We start from the raw sequence: 18,015 nt of genomic DNA on the forward strand, positions 1-18,015 counted from the left end.
ATTCTCAGACTCCGGCGGGCGTACGGACGTCGGACAGGTCGGCCGGCGAGGCCAGGTGGCCCAGCACGGCGGTGGCGGCGGCGACCTGCGGGGAGACCAGGTGCGTACGGCCGCCCTTGCCCTGCCGGCCCTCGAAGTTGCGGTTCGAGGTGGAGGCGGAGCGCTCGCCGGGGGCCAGCTGGTCGGGGTTCATGCCGAGACACATCGAGCAGCCCGCGTGCCGCCACTCGGCGCCCGCGGCGGTGAAGACCTTGTCCAGGCCCTCCTCGACGGCCTGCAGAGCGACCCGGACGGAGCCCGGGACGACCAGCATCCGTACGCCGTCGGCGACTTTGCGGCCGTCCAGGATCGCGGCCGCGTTCCGCAGGTCCTCGATGCGGCCGTTGGTGCAGGAGCCTACGAAGACGGTGTCCACGTTGATCTCGCGCAGCGGCTGTCCGGCGGTCAACCCCATGTACTCCAGGGCCTTTTCGGCGGCGTTGCGCTCCGAGGCGTCCTCGTACGAAGCCGGGTCGGGGACGTGTGCCGACAGGGGTGCGCCCTGGCCGGGGTTGGTGCCCCAGGTGACGAACGGCGCGAGCTCGGCGGCGTCGATGACGACCTCGGCGTCGAAGACCGCGTCGTCGTCGGTGCGCAGCGTCTTCCAGTACGCGACGGCGGCGTCCCAGTCCTCGCCCTGCGGGGCGTGGTCACAGCCCTCGAGGTAGTCGAAGGTGGTCTCGTCCGGGGCGATCATGCCCGCTCGGGCGCCGGCCTCGATCGACATGTTGCAGATGGTCATCCGGGCTTCCATCGAGAGCTTCTCGATGGCCGAGCCGCGGTATTCGAGGATGTAGCCCTGGCCGCCGCCGGTACCGATGCGGGCGATGATCGCCAGGATCAGGTCCTTGGCCGTGACGCCGTCGGGCAGTTCGCCGTCGATGGTGATCGCCATGGTCTTCGGGCGGGCCATCGGCAGGGTCTGGGTGGCCAGGACGTGCTCGACCTGGCTGGTGCCGATGCCGAACGCCAGGGCACCGAAGGCACCGTGCGTGGAGGTGTGGGAGTCGCCGCAGACCACCGTGGTGCCGGGCTGGGTCAGACCCAGCTGCGGGCCGACCACGTGCACGACGCCCTGCTCGACGTCGCCCAGCGGGTGCAGCCGTACACCGAACTCCGCGCAGTTCTTGCGCAGGGTCTCCAACTGGGCGCGGGAGACCGGGTCGGCGATCGGCTTGTCGATGTCGAGGGTCGGGGTGTTGTGATCCTCGGTGGCGATGGTGAGGTCGAGGCGCCGGACCCGGCGTCCGGCCTGCCGGAGGCCGTCGAAGGCCTGGGGGCTGGTCACCTCGTGCAGCAGGTGCAGATCGATGAAGAGGAGGTCGGGCTCACCTTCGGCGCGCCGGACGACATGGTCGTCCCAGACCTTCTCCGCGAGTGTCCTACCCATCGCTTTCCCTCCGGCCGGCGTCTTCGCCGGCCCAACTAGAGATTCGGTGCGCCGCCGTCCGGACCCCCGTGCGGGGCGGTGGCTACGGGCCGTTGTGTGGCCGCCCCTACAGGTTCGCAACTTCCGCCGAAAATTGAACTTGCGTTTCACAGAGTGAGACGGGAGTATCGTCGTATGGACAACTCTAGCGGCGTCGGCGTTCTCGACAAGGCAGCTCTGGTATTGAGCGCCCTGGAGTCCGGTCCGGCCACCCTCGCCGGGCTGGTCGCGGCGACCGGGCTCGCACGACCCACGGCCCATCGACTGGCCGTGGCACTGGAACACCACCGCATGGTGGCGAGGGACATGCAGGGCCGTTTCATTCTCGGCCCCCGGCTGGCGGAACTCGCGGCGGCGGCGGGCGAGGACCGCCTGCTGGCCACGGCGGGACCGGTGCTCACCCACCTGCGCGACATCACGGGCGAGAGCGCGCAGCTCTACCGGCGCCAGGGCGACATGCGGATCTGCGTGGCGGCGGCGGAGCGGCTGTCCGGCCTGCGGGACACCGTGCCGGTCGGCTCCACGCTCACGATGAAGGCCGGCTCCTCGGCCCAGATCCTGATGGCCTGGGAGGAGCCGGAGCGGCTGCACCGCGGCCTCCAGGGCGCCCGCTTCACGGCGACGGCGCTCTCGGGCGTACGGCGCCGGGGCTGGGCCCAGTCGATCGGCGAGCGCGAGCCGGGTGTGGCCTCGGTCTCGGCACCGGTGCGCGGCCCCTCGAACCGGGTGGTCGCCGCCGTCTCGGTCTCCGGACCGATCGAGCGACTGACCCGGCACCCGGGCCGGATGCACGCCCAGGCGGTCATCGACTCGGCCGCCCGGCTCAGCGAGGCCCTGCGCCGCAACGGCTGACGTCCCCGTACACCTCCTGGCCGCCCCAGCGTCGTGGCGGCCCCTGCCGGAACCTCACTCCGCGGACGAACGGTGTGCGAGCCGGTCCGCCCCCCGTCGGCCGCGCCTCTCGATGGGCAGCACGCCGGTGGCCGCGGCGAGTCCGTAGGCCGGCATGTCGGCGTAGATCGATTCGTAACCGCCCTCGGGCACCACGTACGTCTCGTGCCACAGCCCCACATGCTGCCTGGACTTCTTCTCCTTGCGGTTGATCATCGCCCACGCCTTGCGGTGGAACATGTCGGGAGCGCTCGCGTACGCGTACAGCTTCTCCTTCGACTCCCAGTACTGGACGACGTAGTACGTCCTGGGCGAGCCGGACAGCAACGTGTAGCCGAGCAGCCCGCGACTCCTGTCCCGGCTCAACTCCCGCAGCATGCGCGGCATCGCCGCGAAGACGGGCAGCCAGTGGTGCACTCCCCAGAAGTGGTTGATGCGCATCCCGATGAGCAGGACGACCGCGTCCCCCTCGGCTGCCGCGGTCATCCGCCCCGGTATCGGCTTCGCGAACATGTCGTGCCCCCTGATCCTGTTGGAGAGTGTCACTATCCAATGGTTGGATAGTGACACTGCCCAAGAGGTGGCGCAAGGGAAGGCACAGCACATGCGGCTCTCGGAGCTGAGCGAGAAGAGCGGCGTCAAGACCGCGACGATCAAGTACTACCTGCGCGAGGGGCTGCTGCGGCCCGGCCTCCGGGTCAGCGCGACGCAGGCCGAGTACGACGAGAGCCATCTGCGCCGACTGCGTCTGGTGCGGGCCCTGATCCAGGTGGGCCGTCTTCCCGTGGCCACGGCCCGCGAGGTCCTCTCCCATGTCGACGACGAGTCCCTGGGCCGGACGATCCGCCTGGGCGCCGCGCTGTGGTCCCTCCCTCACGGCCCGGACCCGGACGAGGAGGCACCGGAGACGGCGGCGGCCCGCGAGGAGGTCGAACGGCTCCTGGACCGGCTCGGCTGGGCGACCTCCCAGGAACTGGGCTCCCTGTCCCCCGCCCATCGCGCGCTCGTGTCCTCGGTGGCCACCCTCATCCGCCTCGGCTATCCCTGCGATGTCGAGTACCTGACCGGGCAGGCGCGGCTCATGCACCAAGTAGCCGTCCAGGACCTGGACATGATGGAGACACACCCCACGGAGGCGGAGCAGGTGGAGACGGCGGTCGCCTCGGCCGTGCTCTACGAACCGTTGCTGATGTCGCTGCGCAGAATGGCCCAGGAGGAGGAGTCGGCCCGGCGGTACGGGATCTGAGGGAGCGACAGAGAAAGGCCCCTCACCGGAGTGAAGGGCCCTTCTCTGTCGTTCTGTTGTACCCCCGACCGGATTCGAACCGGCGCTACTGCCGTGAGAGGGCAGCGTGCTAGGCCGCTACACAACGGGGGCATGTACTGCTCTTGCATTTCTACGCTGGGCTACCAGGACTCGAACCTAGAATGACGGTACCAGAAACCGTAGTGTTGCCAATTACACCATAGCCCACAGTGAAAGTACCCCCGACCGGATTCGAACCGGCGCTACTGCCGTGAGAGGGCAGCGTGCTAGGCCGCTACACAACGGGGGCCCTAGCGATCCTGCATCGAGATCGTGGGTGCGACCCAGATGATCTCGCGGGAAGGATCTGTACCCCCGACCGGATTCGAACCGGCGCTACTGCCGTGAGAGGGCAGCGTGCTAGGCCGCTACACAACGGGGGCGTGTTTTGCAGATGAAGCTCTGCGCTGGGCTACCAGGACTCGAACCTAGAATGACGGTACCAGAAACCGTAGTGTTGCCAATTACACCATAGCCCACTGAAACGCAACCTCTGGAGGAGGTTTCATTTCTGTCTACGCTTCCCGGCCGGATCTTTCGGCCCGCTCGGGCGGCGCAGGAAGAACATTACCCGAAGGTGTCCGGCGCTCCAAAACGGGTATTGCCCGCCGGGGTCCACGGCTCGGATCAGGGTCGGGCCGGGACCAGCAGGCCGGGCAGCTGATCGAGCCCACCGATGCGGACGAGCTCGGGCCGCCCGCCGCGTCCGCCCCGGTCCAGCCAGATCCCCATCAGTCCCGCGGCGACCGCGCCGGCGGCGTCGATGTCCGGCTCGTCCCCCACGTACGCGACCTCCCCCGGTTCCAGCGCCAGCGCCTCGCAGGCCGCGTGGAAGGCACCGGCCTCGGGCTTGGAGACGCCCAGCTCCACGGCGCACACCACGGCCTCGAACCGGTCCCGTACACCGAGCGTGCGCAGCTTCCGGTCCTGGTTGTGGATGCTGGAGTTCGACAGCACGCCGTGCCGGAATCCGTTCGCCAGAGAGTCCAGAGCGGGCAGCGCATCGGGAAAGAGCGACCAGGCGGCCTCGTAGTGGGTCACGTGCTGGGCGAACCAGGCGTCGGCCTCCTCGTCCTCCAGCGCCCGCGAGAGGAACTCCCGCACACGGTCCCGTCGCTGCCCCAGGAAGTCCGTCTCCCCCGCGGCGAACCGTGCCCAGTGCACATCGGTGATCGCCCGCCACGCGAACAGGGCCTGCTCGACGGAGCCGTATCCGTCGGGCAGGCCCTCCTGTTCGAGATGCTTGCTCATGCCGATACGGTCGGCACCCGTGTAGTCGAAGATCGTGTCATCGATGTCCCAGAGCACGGCTCGGATCGGCATGCAGCCACGCTACCGCTCGCGCGGCGGGCTTCGTGGCTCCTCGGGAGACAGGGCTCAGAACTGCTGCTGGTCGACTCCCGGCGGCAGGAGGCAGGGAGTGCTGACGATGAAGACCAGCAGGTCCTTACCCACGGACCCGACGGAGACGAACTGCTGGTCCTCAGGGTGCTTGGCGTCCAGTACGTTTGCCGGTTCGCGGTCCTGATCGATCCCGAAACTCTGGATCTCGAAGCCCTTGTCCTTGAGGGTGTCCTTGATGTTCGTGACGGCTCGGGGGTGCTCGGAGCGAGGAAGGGTTCCGCGGACGGAATAACGCAAAGTGAATCGGCCGTCGTCGGCGGACTCACCGTTCCTCCCCGTGCAATCGGTGAAGCTCGCGGTGGGTCGGGCCGATCCGGGGTCGATCCGGGCACGTGCCGTACTCATCATGGAGTCGGTCCAGTGCTTGGCCCATTTCTCGGCCTTTTCCCTGCTCATACGCGGTAGCGGGTCGTTCGCACCTTCGTCGGACATGCAGCCTCCGAGCAGCAGTGTCAGGGCCAGAGCGGCAGCGGTCCGGTGCCGCACGGTGGCGGATACGGTCATGCTGAGAGCCTTCAATGCGCTCCCTCACCCTGTGGTGCCTGCCCCGCAATGATGCGCCCCTGATTCTCCAGGCTCTTGCTGCCGTCGTTCCAGTAGCCGCCGTGGTCCCGGGTGTCCACGTACATGCGCTCTGCTCCGAACCCTGTTTTCTTGGGATCTGCACCGAGAGTGGCATCGGAGAGCACGTTGGAGACCCAGTCGTTCTCCGCGGCGCCCACGTACAAGTGCTGGGGGTCGACATGCAGTTGGTCGGCGCGGTCGACCGTCAGCCCGGGGCTGCCGACCACCACCATGTCGTCGGCATCCAGCCCCTGCCCGCCGGCGTCGGCCGCACCGGCGACGGTGGAGCCGTAGCTGTGGGCCAGGACCGTGAGGTGACTCCGCTCACCCTGGTGGGCCGCTCTCAAACCGTGGGTGAAGTCACGCAGATCCTCGGCCCCGTTCTGGGCGCGGCCTTGCGTGGCAATCCCCAGGTTCAGCTCCGCTTCCCTCGGTGAGTCGAAGTTCGCCTCGGGAGCGTTGTAGTCGAGCCAGGAGATGACCGAGATGTCGCCGGGCCCCGCCTCACCGTTCCAGTCGGCTGCCGAGTCCTGAAGTTTGGAAGCCCTGTTGATCTGGTCCCCCACGTTGTCCAGCTGGTTGCCCGTCCCCGGGACCTGCACCGCGGTATGCCGGGCCGTGTCCGGGTTGCCGACGGCGACGATCGCGCGGCCGTCCTTCGAGGTGTCGAACCCGAGCAGGTACAGCTGTTTGTGCGCGGGTGCCGTGTCCGCCACGTCCAGACGTTCCTTGAGGGCGCTCAGCGAGCGGTAGCTGTAACGGTCGTGGTAACCCAGGTCGCCCTCGCGCAGCGCGTAGTCGTTGAGCCGCATGTCCAGGGTCGCTCGGTTCGCCGAGTCGCGGGTGATGGTCGGAAGACCGTCCAGTGCGCCGATCCGCTCGGGGAAGGCCGCCAGGTAGAAGTCACGCTGGTCGGAAGTGAGGTTTGCCCACCAGTCGGCGGTGCGTTGTGGATCCTTCCCGTCCGGGATGTTCTTCCCGTCGAGCCCGGCGAAGGCGGCAACCTGTACGGCGTCCTCGGCGGCGTTAGCACCGCCGTACTGCTTGTCGAGGTCGAACGGATCGATCTGGTGAAGGAGTTCGGTCGCATCGTTGCTGACTCGTTCCGCTTCTTCCAATGCCTCGTCGATACGGGCCCGATACCCTCCGAGTCCGGAGTTCGTCTGCTGCTGTACGCCCTGGTAGTCCGGGTCGTTGTGATACTGCGGATCGACCGCCTGCTTCGGTTCGACCCAGCCGTCCTCGGTGACGGTATGACCGGCCGTCTCGGCATCCGCCACTGCATGGCGCAGTTTGCGCTGGGCAGCTTGCATGCGGGTGCTGAGCGTGTCCAGGACCGTTCGAATGAGTAGCGCGTTCGTCTGCGCGGTCTTCAGCTTGCTCTCTGTGGCTTCGAGCGCGCCGAAGCCGTAGTGAGCGGCGACGCCCGACCAGCTCGCCTTGTGCAGCGGCCCCGAGACGCGCTTGCCGCTGCCGATCCGGGTGTCGTCCAAGGTCTTGGCCAGCTTCTGCCACGAACCGGCGGCGGCCTCCAGATCCGAGAAGTCCTGGCGGAAGAGTTGCGCGAAGAGCTCCGGCACTTCGCTCACCAGCCCTTGAAGCAGTCGCCGACGCCCGTGTCATTGATGCTGTGGCCGTCTGCCACCAGCCGCAGACCGTTCGCGTGTTCCGCAAGGCGATCCTTCAGTGTGGTCAGAGCATCTCCCCAACCGGTACTGACGGCCTCGATACGACCCTTGCCATCCCACGCCCGGAACGAGGCTGCGGCTGCAGCTGTGTCATCGACCGCCTTCCGCAAAGGGCCCTGCAAATCTGTCACGAGCATGTCCGCCGCGCCTGCCGAGGCGTATAAATCGGTCGCGGAGACATTGAGATCCTCTGCCATCTGCCCTTCATCCCTGCGTCACGCACACCTGTCGGGTCATGGCAACTGAGCCTAGCCACACCAGGAGTTCCCGGAAGCGAACGCCGGAGTTCGTCTGGATCGCATACCGCGCCGCGGCTGAAACCCGCCTCCTGGCCCGGACGTCCGAAGGGGCGGCTGCCGGGAGGAATCCAGGTCCGGCGGGGGCCGTCAGGGGGTGGGGCAGCCGTGCCGTTCGCCGGAGGCGGTGGCGTACGACGTCAGAATCCGGTTCAGCGCCGCGGAGTCGATCGTTCCTTGCGTTCCGGCGGCGCCGTCCGCCGCCTTGCCCTTGGCGCGCTCAAGCTTGAAGTAGGCGGTCCCGATGGCGCCCCCGCATGCGACGGTCCGGGTGTACGCGCCCTTCGCCGTGCCCGGGTACTTGCCGTCGAGATACATCTCCTCCTCCGCCGACGGCCCGTAGTAGGCGGTCATGTGGAACAGGCCCGACTTGCCCCGGCTCATTGCGCATTCTTCCGTCAACGCCCGTCCCGCAGGCTTCTCGCTGACGTCGGTCACGTGCAGCCGGGCGGCTTCACGCCCGGTCATCACGTCGCGGCACGTGCCCGTCGACCGGTCGACGGGCTTCGTCCGCCACGCCGTACGGTCGACGGTTCCCGGGCGTTCACCGAGTGCTCCCTCGCACTTGGCGTGGCCGGCCGCACGACGCGCCGACTCGGTCGCGACACGTGCCACTTGGAGTACCTGCCGGGCGGTGAGATCCTCCGACTTCGCGTTCGTCTCGGCCGTGACGAGCAGGCCGGCGCCCGCTTTCGTCCTGCAGTCGACCAGGACTGCGGCTCCCGGTGAGTACCCGCTGACGAAGGACCCGGTCCAGCCGAACCCGATCGGCGTTGCCGAGGCTTCCGCGGCGGGGCCGCTCGCCCGGTAGGCCGCCCGTGGCGATATCCGGAGCTTGAGCACCGGGCCGCCGTCGTCCTGCTGGGCCGAGACCGAGCACCACTGGGTGTCGTGACCGTCCCAGTCGCTCGTGTATCCGCGCGCCTTGAGTCCGGCGCCGTAGAAGAACTCCCGTGCCTCCTCGACCGCGAGGGAGCCCTGGCACCGGTCTGCGAGGTCGTCGCCGTCGGCGTCCCGGAGCCAGACGGCCCAGGTCAGCCCGCCGGCGACCAGCGCGAGGAGCAGCCCTCCGACGTACAAGGACAGTCTCAGCCGTGTCATTCGTTCCCCCGGATGCGCGGTTGTGGTTGCGGTTGCGTCGGTCACGTGTCCACGACGGTCGTGTGGGCCCGGTGCCCACCACCGTGCGGTGGTCGTGGGCGAGTTCTGCTGGGGCGACTGCGTTTCAGGTGATCACAGGCGATCTCTCCCGCGCCTGTCGTCCCTCTCCTCAGCGTATGAGTCCGAACGATCCGACGGCCTGCGCCGTCGGCGACGGACGGGCGGCGGCACCGCGCCACTCGTTCCGGAGGAACAGCAGGTGTTCGTCCCGTGGGTACGTGAAAGGGCGGCCACCGGGTTGAACCGTGGCCGCCCCTTCGGGTACAGCGGTGACGACTACGCGGCGGCCAGCTTCGCCAGCGCCGCGTCGATGCGGGCGATCGTCTTCTCCCGGCCCAGGATCTCCAGGGACTCGAAGAGCGGCAGGCCGATCGTGCGGCCGGTGACCGCGACGCGGACCGGGGCCTGGGCCTTGCCGAGCTTCAGGCCGTGCTCCTCGCCGGCGGTGAGGACGGCGTTCTTCAGGGCGTCCGCGTTCCACTCGGCCGCGGCCAGATTGGCGCGGGCCGTGATGAGCAGGGCGTCGGAGCCCTCCTTCATCGCCTTGGCCCAGGACGCCTCGTCCGTCGCCGGCTCGTCGAGGAAGAGGAAGTCGACGTTGGCGATGATGTCCGAGAGGACCGTGACGCGCGTCTGGGCGTACGGGGCGATCGCCGCGAACTGCTCCGCGTCGAAGGACTCCGGGGCCCACGGTGCGAACGGGGCCTTCAGCCAGGGGCCGCACGCCTCGGTGAACGTCTTCACATCCAGCTTGCGGATGTGCTCGGCGTTGATGTGCTCGCACTTCTTCAGGTCGAAGCGCGCCGGGTTGGCGTTGACGTCCTTGATGTCGAACGCGGCCACCATCTCCTCGACGGAGAAGATGTCCCGGTCCTCGGCGATGGACCAGCCGAGCAGGGAGAGGTAGTTGAGCAGGCCCTCGGGCAGGAAGCCGCGCTCGCGGTAGAGGTTGAGCGAGGCCTGCGGGTCGCGCTTGGAGAGCTTCTTGTTGCCCTCGCCCATGACGTACGGCAGGTGGCCGAAGGCGGGGGTGCCCTTGGCGATACCCAGCTCGATGAGCGCCTTGTAGAGGGCGAGCTGACGCGGGGTGGAGGAGAGCAGGTCCTCGCCGCGCAGGACGTGGGTGATCTCCATCAGCGCGTCGTCGACCGGGTTGACCAGCGTGTAGAGCGGGGCGCCGTTGGCGCGGACGATGCCGTAGTCCGGCACGTTCTCCGGCTGGAAGGTCAGCTCGCCGCGGACCAGGTCGGTGAAGGTGAGCGCCTCGTCGGGCATCCGGAAGCGGACGATGGAGGTGCGGCCCTCGGCCTCGTACGCGGCGATCTGCTCGGCGCTCAGCTCGCGGCAGTGGCCGTCGTAGCCGGACGGCTTGCCGGCGGCGCGGGCGGCGTCGCGGCGGGTGTCGAGCTCCTCGGTGGTGCAGTAGCAGTGGTAGGCGTACCCGCCCGTCAGAAGCTTCTCGGCGACATCCTTGTAGATGTCCATGCGCTGCGACTGGCGGTACGGGGCGTGCGGGCCGCCGACCTCGGGGCCCTCGTCCCAGTCGAAGCCGAGCCAGCGCATCGAATCCAGGAGCTGGTTGTAGGACTCCTCGGAGTCGCGGGCCGCGTCGGTGTCCTCGATGCGGAAGACCAGGGTGCCGCCGTGGTGCCGGGCGAAGGCCCAGTTGAAGAGGGCGGTGCGGACCAGGCCCACATGGGGGTTGCCGGTCGGGGAGGGACAGAAACGTACGCGGACAGGTGCGTTAACCACGCTTGATCACCTTGTTGGTGAGAGTGCCGATGCCTTCGATGGTGACGGCGACCTCGTCGCCGACATGGAGGGGTCCGACCCCTGCGGGAGTGCCGGTGAGGATCACATCGCCCGGGAGCAGCGTCATGGCTTCCGTGATGTGGACGACCAGATCCTCGATCGAGCGGATCATGTCGCTCGTACGGCCCAGTTGGCGTTGCTCGCCGTTGACCGTGGCCTGAATGGTCAGGTCGCCGGGGTCGAGGTCGGTCTCCACCCAGGGGCCGAGCGGGCACGACGTGTCGAAGCCCTTGGCCCTGGCCCACTGCTTCTCGCGCTTCTGGGCATCGCGGGCGGTGACGTCATTGGCGCAGGTGTAGCCGAAGATGACGTCCTTCACGCGCTCACGCGGCACTTCACGGCACATCCGGCCGATGACCACGGCCAGTTCGGCCTCGTAGTGGAGCTCGTTGGAGAAGGAGGGGTACTCGATGGCGTCGCCGGAGCCGATCACCGAGGTGGTGGGCTTGAAGAAGGCGACGGGGACGTCCGGTACCTCGTTGCCGAGTTCCGCGGCGTGCTCCGCGTAGTTGCGGCCGATGGCCACGACCTTGTTGGGAAGCACGGGCGGCAGGAGGCGGACCTTGCTCAGCGGGACCTTGGTGCCGGAGAGCTCGAACTCGGCGTACGGAATGCCCTTGATGATGTCGAGGACGAGACCATCGGGCCCGTCGCCCTCGACAGCGCCGAAGGCGACATTGCCGTCGATGGAGAACCTGGCGATGCGCACGGGTTGCTGTCGCCCCTCACTTGCTGGCTGGCTGAAGACTGACGCTCCAGGCTAACGCCTCGCTCTGCGGGATTTGCCCGAAAGGAACGCCGTCCGGCGCGTGCGACCACAAGGCGCCCGAGAGGTGCCCGCCGGCCTTCGAGGACGGGCGTCCGCCCTGCCCGGACGGAATTCGCAGGGCCGGGAGGGAGCCGCCGGGGGCTCCGAGGGCTCCGAGGGCTCCGAGGGCGATGCTGCGGGGAGACGGTGGCACGACACGGCAGGGACGCGGGGCGGGCCAAGGACGGGACAGCCCCGCGAGCGAGGCGCCGAGCACGGGCGGGCGGGACGCCGCCCGCGCTCCTCACTCCGCGGCTGCGGTGGGGACCGGGGCTTCCATGAGGATGGTGCGGCGGGGGTTGGCCGTCTGGGTGGGCAGGGCGACCGCGTGCTCCGGAGCGTCCGGCGTCAGCAGCTCGTCGGCGTCCTTGAGGTGCGCCAGCGTGGTGCGCCGGGGGTTGGCAATGTTGCGGAACATCATCGTCGTCTTCATCTGCCGTTCGGACCCTGTCGGTTTCGGGCGCCGCCCGGAGGGGCGCCGGTTGTCGGATTTGCCATCCCTGTAAAGCGCCAGGCTAAACATCCGATTCCCTTCGGAAGCCCGGATGAGACGGCGATCATCATGTGAGTTTACTCACGAACTCATCGACAATTACCCCATTCCGGGCGCCCGATCCCCTCACAAGAAACGGACATTGCGTCACTGAATCAGCCATTCCGCTCCTGATCATGTCGACTGGGACACCCTTCACCCTTCGCTGATTGACACCGATTGATCCAATTTGCCCGTGAACGCGATCCACGGCTTGTTACTCAGTCATCACAACGTGTCACCCAGGTCACGGCGCGGCACGGGGCCCTTGTTGGAGATCCGGCACTGTGCTGGAATTCCACGCACCGCCGCCGGGTTTCAGGCCGGCGCGCAGGGGGCGCAACGCAGCGCCGAGTGACGGCGGGAAGGGGAAGAGCGCCGGTCACTCACGACCACCATGGGGCGGATACGACGCCCCACGACGCCGACACCGTCCCACCCGTCTCGCACGGAGGGACGCCTGGTCCAGAGGTTGCGACGCTAGTGCAGGGACGTTTCAAGAGGGATGGCAGCGCTGCGGCGGAGCAGGAGCCGCACGGCGGGACCGACCGCGGCTCCTCGGCCCCGCACGCCCAGAACCCCGGACCGGCCGCGGCCGGTGAAAGCGGCGACCGCGACCGGCGCCCCGGTGCCACCGCGAGCAGCGGCACCGATCCGATCTCGTCGCTCAAGCCCCGGGGCACCGTCAGCACGGGCTCGCGCGTGGCTCTTCGCAACTGGCGCATCAGCACGCGTCTGGTCTCCCTGCTCGCCCTTCCCGTGGTCGCCGCGACCACGCTGGGCGGCCTGCGGATCAACGACTCGATGAACGACATGCAGCAGCTGGACCACATGCAGCTGCTGACCAAGATGACCAAGCAGGCGACCACGCTCGCCCAGGCGCTCCAGGAGGAGCGCGACCGCTCGGCCGGTCCGCTGTCCAACGGCGTGAAGGCCGACGACTTCAAGGTCACCGAGCCCCGCAAGAAGACCGACCGGGCGAAGACGGCCTTCCTGGACGCGACGAACGCGATCGGCGACCCCTCCGGCGACGAGGCCCTTGAGGGCATCTACTCGAGCGTCCAGCAGATCGCCAGCCAGCTGACCGGGATCCGCGAGATCCGCAAGACGGCGTACGCGAAGGGCACCCCGAGCCTCCAGACCGTCGATCAGTACAGCCAGCTGATCACCTCGCTGCTGAGCCTCTCCCAGGACATGGCGCAGGCGACCAGCAACTCGGAGATGATCAAGCGGACCCGGGCCCTGGCGGCCTTCTCCTCCGCCAAGGAGTACGCCTCGGTCCAGCGGGCGATCATCGCCGCGGCGCTGCCCGGCGGCAACGACAAGCAGCCGCACCTCAACGACAACGACCAGCAGTTCGGCCGCGCCGCGCTGCGCAAGGAGAACACGGCTCGCCGCTCCTTCGCCGCGGTCTACGCGGCCACCGGCAACAACGCCGAAGAGCTGACCGCCACGCTGGACGACGGCAACCCGGAGATCAAGGCCGCCAACACCTACGCGAAGAAGGTGCTGGACAGCCCCTCGGGCATGACGGGCACGGCGCGGCGCTCGTACATGGACTGGTACGACCAGAGCTCCACCAAGATCCAGGCGATGAAGACCATCGAGGAGACCCTCCTCAGCGACATGGAGGGCAAGGCCCGCGAGCTCCGCGACGAGTCGAAGCGCGAAGCGATCATCAGCGGTGCGCTCATCCTGCTGGTGCTGGGCGTCTCGCTGGTCGGTGCCTTCGTCGTCGCCAGGTCGATGATCCGCTCGCTACGACGGCTACAGGACACGGCTACGCGCGTCGCCCAGGACCGGCTGCCGGAGCTCGTCAAGCAGCTCTCCGAGGCCGACCCGCAGGACGTCGACACCTCGGTCGAGTCCGTCGGTGTGCACTCCCGGGACGAGATCGGCCAGGTGGCCGCGGCCTTCGACGACGTGCACCGCGAGGCCGTCCGTCTCGCCGCCGAGCAGGCCCTTCTCCGGGGCAACGTCAACGCGATGTTCACCAACCTCTCGCGCCGCAGCCAGGGCCTCATCCAGCGTCAGCTCTCGCTCATCTCCGAACTGGAGTCCCGCGAGGCCGATCCGGACCAGCTGTCCTCGCTCTTCAAGCTCGACCACCTCGCGACCCGTATGCGCCGTAACGGCGAGAACCTCCTCGTCCTCGCGGGCGAGGAGCCGGGCCGCCGGTGGACCCGCCCCGTGCCGCTGGTCGACGTGCTCCGTGCCGCCGCCTCCGAGGTGGAGCAGTACGAGCGCATCGAGCTGGCCGCGGTGCCCGCCACCGAGGTCGCTGGCCGAGTCGTCAACGACCTCGTGCACCTGCTCGCCGAGCTGCTGGAGAACGCCACGTCGTTCTCCTCGCCCCAGACGAAGGTCCGGGTCACCGGTCACGCCCTGCCCGACGGGCGGGTGCTCGTCGAGATCCACGACACCGGCATCGGCCTCTCCCCCGAGGACCTCGCGGCGATCAACGAGCGGCTCGCCTCGCCGCCCACCGTGGACGTCTCGGTCTCCCGCCGCATGGGTCTGTTCGTGGTCGGCCGGCTGTCCCTGCGCCACGGCATCCGGATCCAGCTGCGGCCCTCCGACTCCGGCGGTACGACCGCGCTGGTCATGCTGCCGGTCGACGTCGCGCACGGCGGCAAGCAGCCGCCCGCCAAGCAGGCACCGGGTCAGCAGTCCGCCGCCCCCGGTGGTCTGCTCGGCGGTGGCAGCGGTACGGCCCCGGGCAACGGCGCCCGTCCGGGCCTCGGCGGCGCCCCGTCGGCCCCGGCCGGCCGGCTCGCCGCCGGGTCGGGCCCCGCGCGTGGTCAGGTCGGTACGGGATCGGGTCCGCGCGCCGCGCTGCCCTCGCGTGACACCGGCCCCCGCCAGTCGCAGAACCAGCCGGGACAGCCCGGACAGCAGACCCCCGGCTTCCCGCCCTCCGGGCCGGCCGGTACCGGTGCGCAGGACTTCGGGCGCCAGGAGCCGCAGCGTCAGGGCGGCGGCCTCGCCGGTGCGTTCGGCAACGGTGCCAGGCTCGGTGCTCGCGGCCAGGGCGACGGAACGGGACGTACGGACTCGGGTCAGCCGGACCTGTTCAGCCCGGGACGCAACCGCCAGGACCGCAACGACCAGCAGGGCCGGCCCGACGGTTCCGCCCCGTGGCAGCCGCAGCAGGACCGGCAGAACCAGCCCGGTCAGGGCAACTTCCAGCAGCCCGGCGGTCCGGCCGAGCCCGGCCGCCAGCTGCCCCCGGTCGGTGGTCCGCGCGCGGAGCTGCCCGGCGGCAACCCCGTACCGCAGCGCCCGCAGACCACCAGTTGGGGTGCCGAGGACCCGTCCGCGTCGCGGCGCGCCCCGCTGGACGCCCCGCGCGGTCACGAGGAGCCCGAGACCACCGGTCTGTTCCAGCGGCCGATGAGCCCGCCGCTCACTCCGCGGCCGCCCGTGGACGACCGGCAGGGGCCCGCCTCCACCGCCGAGTTCGCCCGTCCCGACTTCTCGGCTCCGGCGCCGCAGGCCCGGTTCCCGCAGGACGGATCGGCGCAGGACCCGGCGAGCACCGCGCAGTTCGCCCGCCCCGACTTCGGACAGCCGCAGCCCGCCCCGTCGCGGGACCAAGGGCTGCCCGCTCCGCGACAGCGCGGCCGGGACAACGGGGACTTCGATGCCCCGCGTCCGCCCGCCGCGCCCGACGGTGACGCGCAGTACCGTCCGGTTCTGCCGCCGCAGCCGCAGCCCGAGGCGCTGCCGCCCGCGGCCGGCCCCGGGGACGGTCGTACGCCGCTGTACGACACCCTGGAGACGAACTGGTTCCACGGCCCGCAGCAGGGTGGCCAGCAGCCGCCCGCGGCCGAGCCGCAGTCGCCCGCCTTCCCGCAGCAGCAGGCCCAGGAGCGTCCCGCTCCCGACGGGCCGCGCCGCGGTGGAGGCGACCCGGGCGGCACCACAAGCACCTGGCGCCCCTCGCCGAACGACGAACTCGTACGGCAGGCGGAGCGGGTCAAGAAGCCCGCGGCAGGCGGAGTCACCACTTCCGGACTGCCTCGCCGGGTACCGCGCGCCAATCTGGTACCGGGTACCGCGCAGCAGCAGAACCACCAGTCCGGTCCTCAGGTGTCGCGTGCGCCCGACGATGTGCGCGGGCGGTTGACCAATCTCCGCCGGGGCATCCAGCAGGGGCGGCAGGCCAATGGCCAGTCGACCGGCAGTTTTCCACTCGGCCCCACTCACCAGCAGGAGCGTTAGTTGAGCCCGATGAGTCAGGCCGCGCAGAATCTGAACTGGTTGATCACCAATTTCGTGGACAACACCCCCGGGGTGTCGCACACGGTGGTGGTCTCCGCCGACGGACTGCTGCTGGCCATGTCCGAAGGATTTCCGCGCGACCGCGCCGACCAACTGGCCGCTGTCGCCTCCGGCCTGACCTCGCTGACCGCGGGCGCCTCGCGGATCTTCGAGGGCGGCGCCGTCAGCCAGACCGTGGTGGAGATGGAACGCGGGTTCCTCTTCCTGATGTCCATCTCCGACGGATCGTCGCTGGCCGTTCTCGCCCACCCGGACGCCGACATCGGTCTGGTCGGGTACGAGATGGCCCTCCTGGTCGACCGCGCGGGCACCGTCCTCACCCCGGACCTCCGTGCCGAGCTCCAAGGCAGCCTGCTCCATTAGGCCGCCATGGATCGATGACAGACTCGATTGACCCAGGCAACGCCCTCATCCCTCACCCGACAGGCCGTTCAGAGCCCCACCGGCTCCTTCCGACGGCAAGCAGACAACCTGCCGTCACGCCCGGAGGATTCCATGACCCCGCCACCCGCCTCACCCGATCCGTACGGCGCACTGCACCACGCGTCGTACGACGGTGAAGGCGACCAGCCGCTGGTCCGCCCGTATGCCATGACCGGCGGCCGGACCCGGCCCCGCTACCAGCTCGCCATAGAGGCGCTGGTCTCCACCACGGCCGACCCCGCGCATCTGGCGACGCTGCTCCCCGAGCACCAGCGGATCTGCCACCTCTGCCGTGAGGTCAAGTCGGTGGCCGAGGTCTCGGCGCTGCTGTCGATGCCGCTCGGTGTGGCCCGGATTCTTGTCGCGGACCTGGCGGAAGCCGGCATGGTGGCCATTCACCAGCCGGGCAATGGAGAGGCCGGCGGCACGCCGGATGTGACACTGCTCGAAAGGGTGCTCAGTGGACTTCGCAAGCTCTAGCGGCGGTGCGGCCCGGGCCACCACCTCGGCGAAGATCGTGGTGGCAGGGGGCTTCGGCGTGGGTAAGACCACGTTCGTCGGTGCCGTTTCGGAGATCAACCCGTTGCGTACGGAAGCCGTGATGACGTCCGCGTCCGCGGGCATCGACGACCTGACGCACACCGGCGGCAAGACCACCACGACGGTGGCCATGGACTTCGGCCGCATCACCCTGGACCAGGACCTGATCCTGTACCTCTTCGGTACGCCCGGACAGGACCGCTTCTGGTTCATGTGGGACGACCTGGTCCGCGGCGCCATCGGCGCCGTCGTCCTCGTCGACACCCGCCGCCTCGCCGACTGCTTCCCCGCAGTCGACTACTTCGAGAACAGCGGACTCCCCTTCGTCATCGCCCTCAACGGCTTCGACGGACACCAGCCCTACACCCCCGACGAAGTCCGCGAAGCCCTCCAGATCGGACCCGACACCCCGATCATCACGACGGACGCGCGGCACCGGGCGGACGCCAAGAGCGGCCTCATCACGCTCGTGGAGCACGCGCTGATGGCGCGGCTGAAGTAGCGACAAGTCTGTATTGACATACGGCAGTTACCGTATTCAAACGGGGGTGGACTGTGTCCTTTGACACGATCCGCCCCCGTGTTCATAACGTTTCGACAGAGAATTGCCCCGCGTTCAACACCCGATGCGTTCGATCGGTGCCACTGCGCTCACATGAGCCCCGCCTTTTGACGGGGCTCGCTCTTTATGCCCGTTTTATCTGAGGCTTGGACCACTCGGAATGGCTGGTTCCGACTGTTTGGAACGCGGCCGGTCCCCGTGCTGGAATTCGACGAACTCCCGAGTAGTACGGCCCTGAACAAAACACGGCACAACGTAGGTGCCGACGCCGAGAGG

The 18,015-nt window shown here is 69.0% G+C and carries 16 protein-coding genes and 5 tRNA genes; 6 read left to right on the top strand and 15 right to left on the bottom strand.

The window, feature by feature from the left end:
• Positions 1 to 4: 4 nt before the first annotated feature.
• On the bottom strand, positions 5 to 1,429 hold the full coding sequence (gene leuC, locus ACIQCZ_RS29450) for a 3-isopropylmalate dehydratase large subunit (protein WP_402286431.1): 1,425 nt from the start codon (positions 1,427 to 1,429) through the stop codon (positions 5 to 7).
• Between the two features lie 174 nt (positions 1,430 to 1,603).
• On the opposite strand from leuC, the gene ndgR reads away from it, so the two are divergent.
• Positions 1,604 to 2,320 carry an IclR family transcriptional regulator NdgR gene (gene ndgR / locus ACIQCZ_RS29455; RefSeq protein WP_030928691.1) on the top strand — a complete coding sequence of 239 codons (717 nt, stop codon included), beginning with the start codon at positions 1,604 to 1,606 and terminating at the stop codon, positions 2,318 to 2,320.
• Between the two features lie 54 nt (positions 2,321 to 2,374).
• Here ndgR and ACIQCZ_RS29460 read toward each other — a convergent pair whose 3' ends face one another.
• On the bottom strand, positions 2,375 to 2,872 hold the full coding sequence (locus ACIQCZ_RS29460) for a DUF4188 domain-containing protein (protein ID WP_402286720.1): 498 nt from the start codon (positions 2,870 to 2,872) through the stop codon (positions 2,375 to 2,377).
• Between the two features lie 91 nt (positions 2,873 to 2,963).
• Here ACIQCZ_RS29460 and ACIQCZ_RS29465 point away from each other — a divergent pair, with 91 nt between their 5' ends.
• On the top strand, positions 2,964 to 3,605 hold the full coding sequence (locus tag ACIQCZ_RS29465; RefSeq protein ID WP_351074084.1) for a MerR family transcriptional regulator: 642 nt from the start codon (positions 2,964 to 2,966) through the stop codon (positions 3,603 to 3,605).
• A gap of 59 nt (positions 3,606 to 3,664) precedes the next feature.
• On the opposite strand, the gene ACIQCZ_RS29470 is transcribed toward ACIQCZ_RS29465, so the two are convergent.
• The 13 genes from ACIQCZ_RS29470 to ACIQCZ_RS29530 form a co-directional block, all read right to left on the bottom strand.
• A tRNA-Glu gene (locus tag ACIQCZ_RS29470) sits at positions 3,665 to 3,737 on the bottom strand.
• Between the two features lie 24 nt (positions 3,738 to 3,761).
• Positions 3,762 to 3,833, bottom strand: a tRNA-Gln gene (locus ACIQCZ_RS29475).
• Positions 3,834 to 3,842: 9 nt separating this feature from the next.
• Positions 3,843 to 3,915, bottom strand: a tRNA-Glu gene (locus ACIQCZ_RS29480).
• A gap of 60 nt (positions 3,916 to 3,975) precedes the next feature.
• A tRNA-Glu gene (locus tag ACIQCZ_RS29485) sits at positions 3,976 to 4,048 on the bottom strand.
• A gap of 24 nt (positions 4,049 to 4,072) precedes the next feature.
• Positions 4,073 to 4,144: transfer RNA gene (locus ACIQCZ_RS29490), tRNA-Gln, on the bottom strand.
• Positions 4,145 to 4,292: 148 nt separating this feature from the next.
• Entirely contained in the window at positions 4,293 to 4,988 is a 696-nt protein-coding gene (locus tag ACIQCZ_RS29495) for an HAD family hydrolase (protein WP_402286433.1), read from the bottom strand.
• A 54-nt stretch (positions 4,989 to 5,042) separates the two neighbouring features.
• Complete coding sequence (locus tag ACIQCZ_RS29500; protein WP_402286436.1) at positions 5,043 to 5,573, bottom strand: hypothetical protein; 531 nt, start codon at positions 5,571 to 5,573, stop codon at positions 5,043 to 5,045.
• Positions 5,574 to 5,584: 11 nt separating this feature from the next.
• The gene (locus tag ACIQCZ_RS29505) at positions 5,585 to 7,222 is read right to left on the bottom strand and encodes an alpha/beta hydrolase (protein ID WP_402286438.1); all 1,638 of its coding nucleotides are present in this window, start codon (positions 7,220 to 7,222) and stop codon (positions 5,585 to 5,587) included.
• The gene (locus ACIQCZ_RS29510) at positions 7,219 to 7,518 is read right to left on the bottom strand and encodes a hypothetical protein (protein ID WP_402286440.1); all 300 of its coding nucleotides are present in this window, start codon (positions 7,516 to 7,518) and stop codon (positions 7,219 to 7,221) included. Before ACIQCZ_RS29510 ends, ACIQCZ_RS29505 begins: the two co-directional genes overlap by 4 nt.
• A 189-nt stretch (positions 7,519 to 7,707) precedes the next feature.
• The gene (locus ACIQCZ_RS29515; protein ID WP_402286442.1) at positions 7,708 to 8,718 is read right to left on the bottom strand and encodes a hypothetical protein; all 1,011 of its coding nucleotides are present in this window, start codon (positions 8,716 to 8,718) and stop codon (positions 7,708 to 7,710) included.
• Between the two features lie 336 nt (positions 8,719 to 9,054).
• A complete protein-coding gene (gene gltX / locus ACIQCZ_RS29520) occupies positions 9,055 to 10,530 on the bottom strand; it encodes a glutamate--tRNA ligase (protein ID WP_402286444.1) in 1,476 nt (491 codons plus the stop codon).
• Positions 10,523 to 11,299 (bottom strand): fumarylacetoacetate hydrolase family protein, encoded by a 777-nt coding sequence (locus tag ACIQCZ_RS29525; protein WP_351074077.1) that lies wholly within the window; start codon positions 11,297 to 11,299, stop codon positions 10,523 to 10,525. The genes gltX and ACIQCZ_RS29525 overlap by 8 nt, the downstream gene beginning before the upstream one ends.
• A gap of 343 nt (positions 11,300 to 11,642) precedes the next feature.
• On the bottom strand, positions 11,643 to 11,831 hold the full coding sequence (locus ACIQCZ_RS29530) for a hypothetical protein (RefSeq protein ID WP_402286446.1): 189 nt from the start codon (positions 11,829 to 11,831) through the stop codon (positions 11,643 to 11,645).
• A gap of 582 nt (positions 11,832 to 12,413) precedes the next feature.
• Between ACIQCZ_RS29530 and ACIQCZ_RS29535 the strand changes: the two genes are divergently transcribed.
• From ACIQCZ_RS29535 to ACIQCZ_RS29550, 4 genes are all read left to right on the top strand, one after another.
• On the top strand, positions 12,414 to 16,154 hold the full coding sequence (locus ACIQCZ_RS29535; RefSeq protein WP_402286448.1) for a nitrate- and nitrite sensing domain-containing protein: 3,741 nt from the start codon (positions 12,414 to 12,416) through the stop codon (positions 16,152 to 16,154).
• Complete coding sequence (locus ACIQCZ_RS29540) at positions 16,155 to 16,577, top strand: roadblock/LC7 domain-containing protein (RefSeq protein ID WP_003966009.1); 423 nt, start codon at positions 16,155 to 16,157, stop codon at positions 16,575 to 16,577.
• Between the two features lie 132 nt (positions 16,578 to 16,709).
• Positions 16,710 to 17,117 carry a DUF742 domain-containing protein gene (locus ACIQCZ_RS29545; RefSeq protein ID WP_361447080.1) on the top strand — a complete coding sequence of 136 codons (408 nt, stop codon included), beginning with the start codon at positions 16,710 to 16,712 and terminating at the stop codon, positions 17,115 to 17,117.
• A complete protein-coding gene (locus tag ACIQCZ_RS29550) occupies positions 17,098 to 17,679 on the top strand; it encodes an ATP/GTP-binding protein (protein WP_072487286.1) in 582 nt (193 codons plus the stop codon). Before ACIQCZ_RS29545 ends, ACIQCZ_RS29550 begins: the two co-directional genes overlap by 20 nt.
• The last annotated feature ends 336 nt before the right edge of the window (positions 17,680 to 18,015 follow it).

Source organism: Streptomyces sp. NPDC093149, from assembly GCF_044754145.1.
GTDB lineage: Bacteria > Actinomycetota > Actinomycetes > Streptomycetales > Streptomycetaceae > Streptomyces.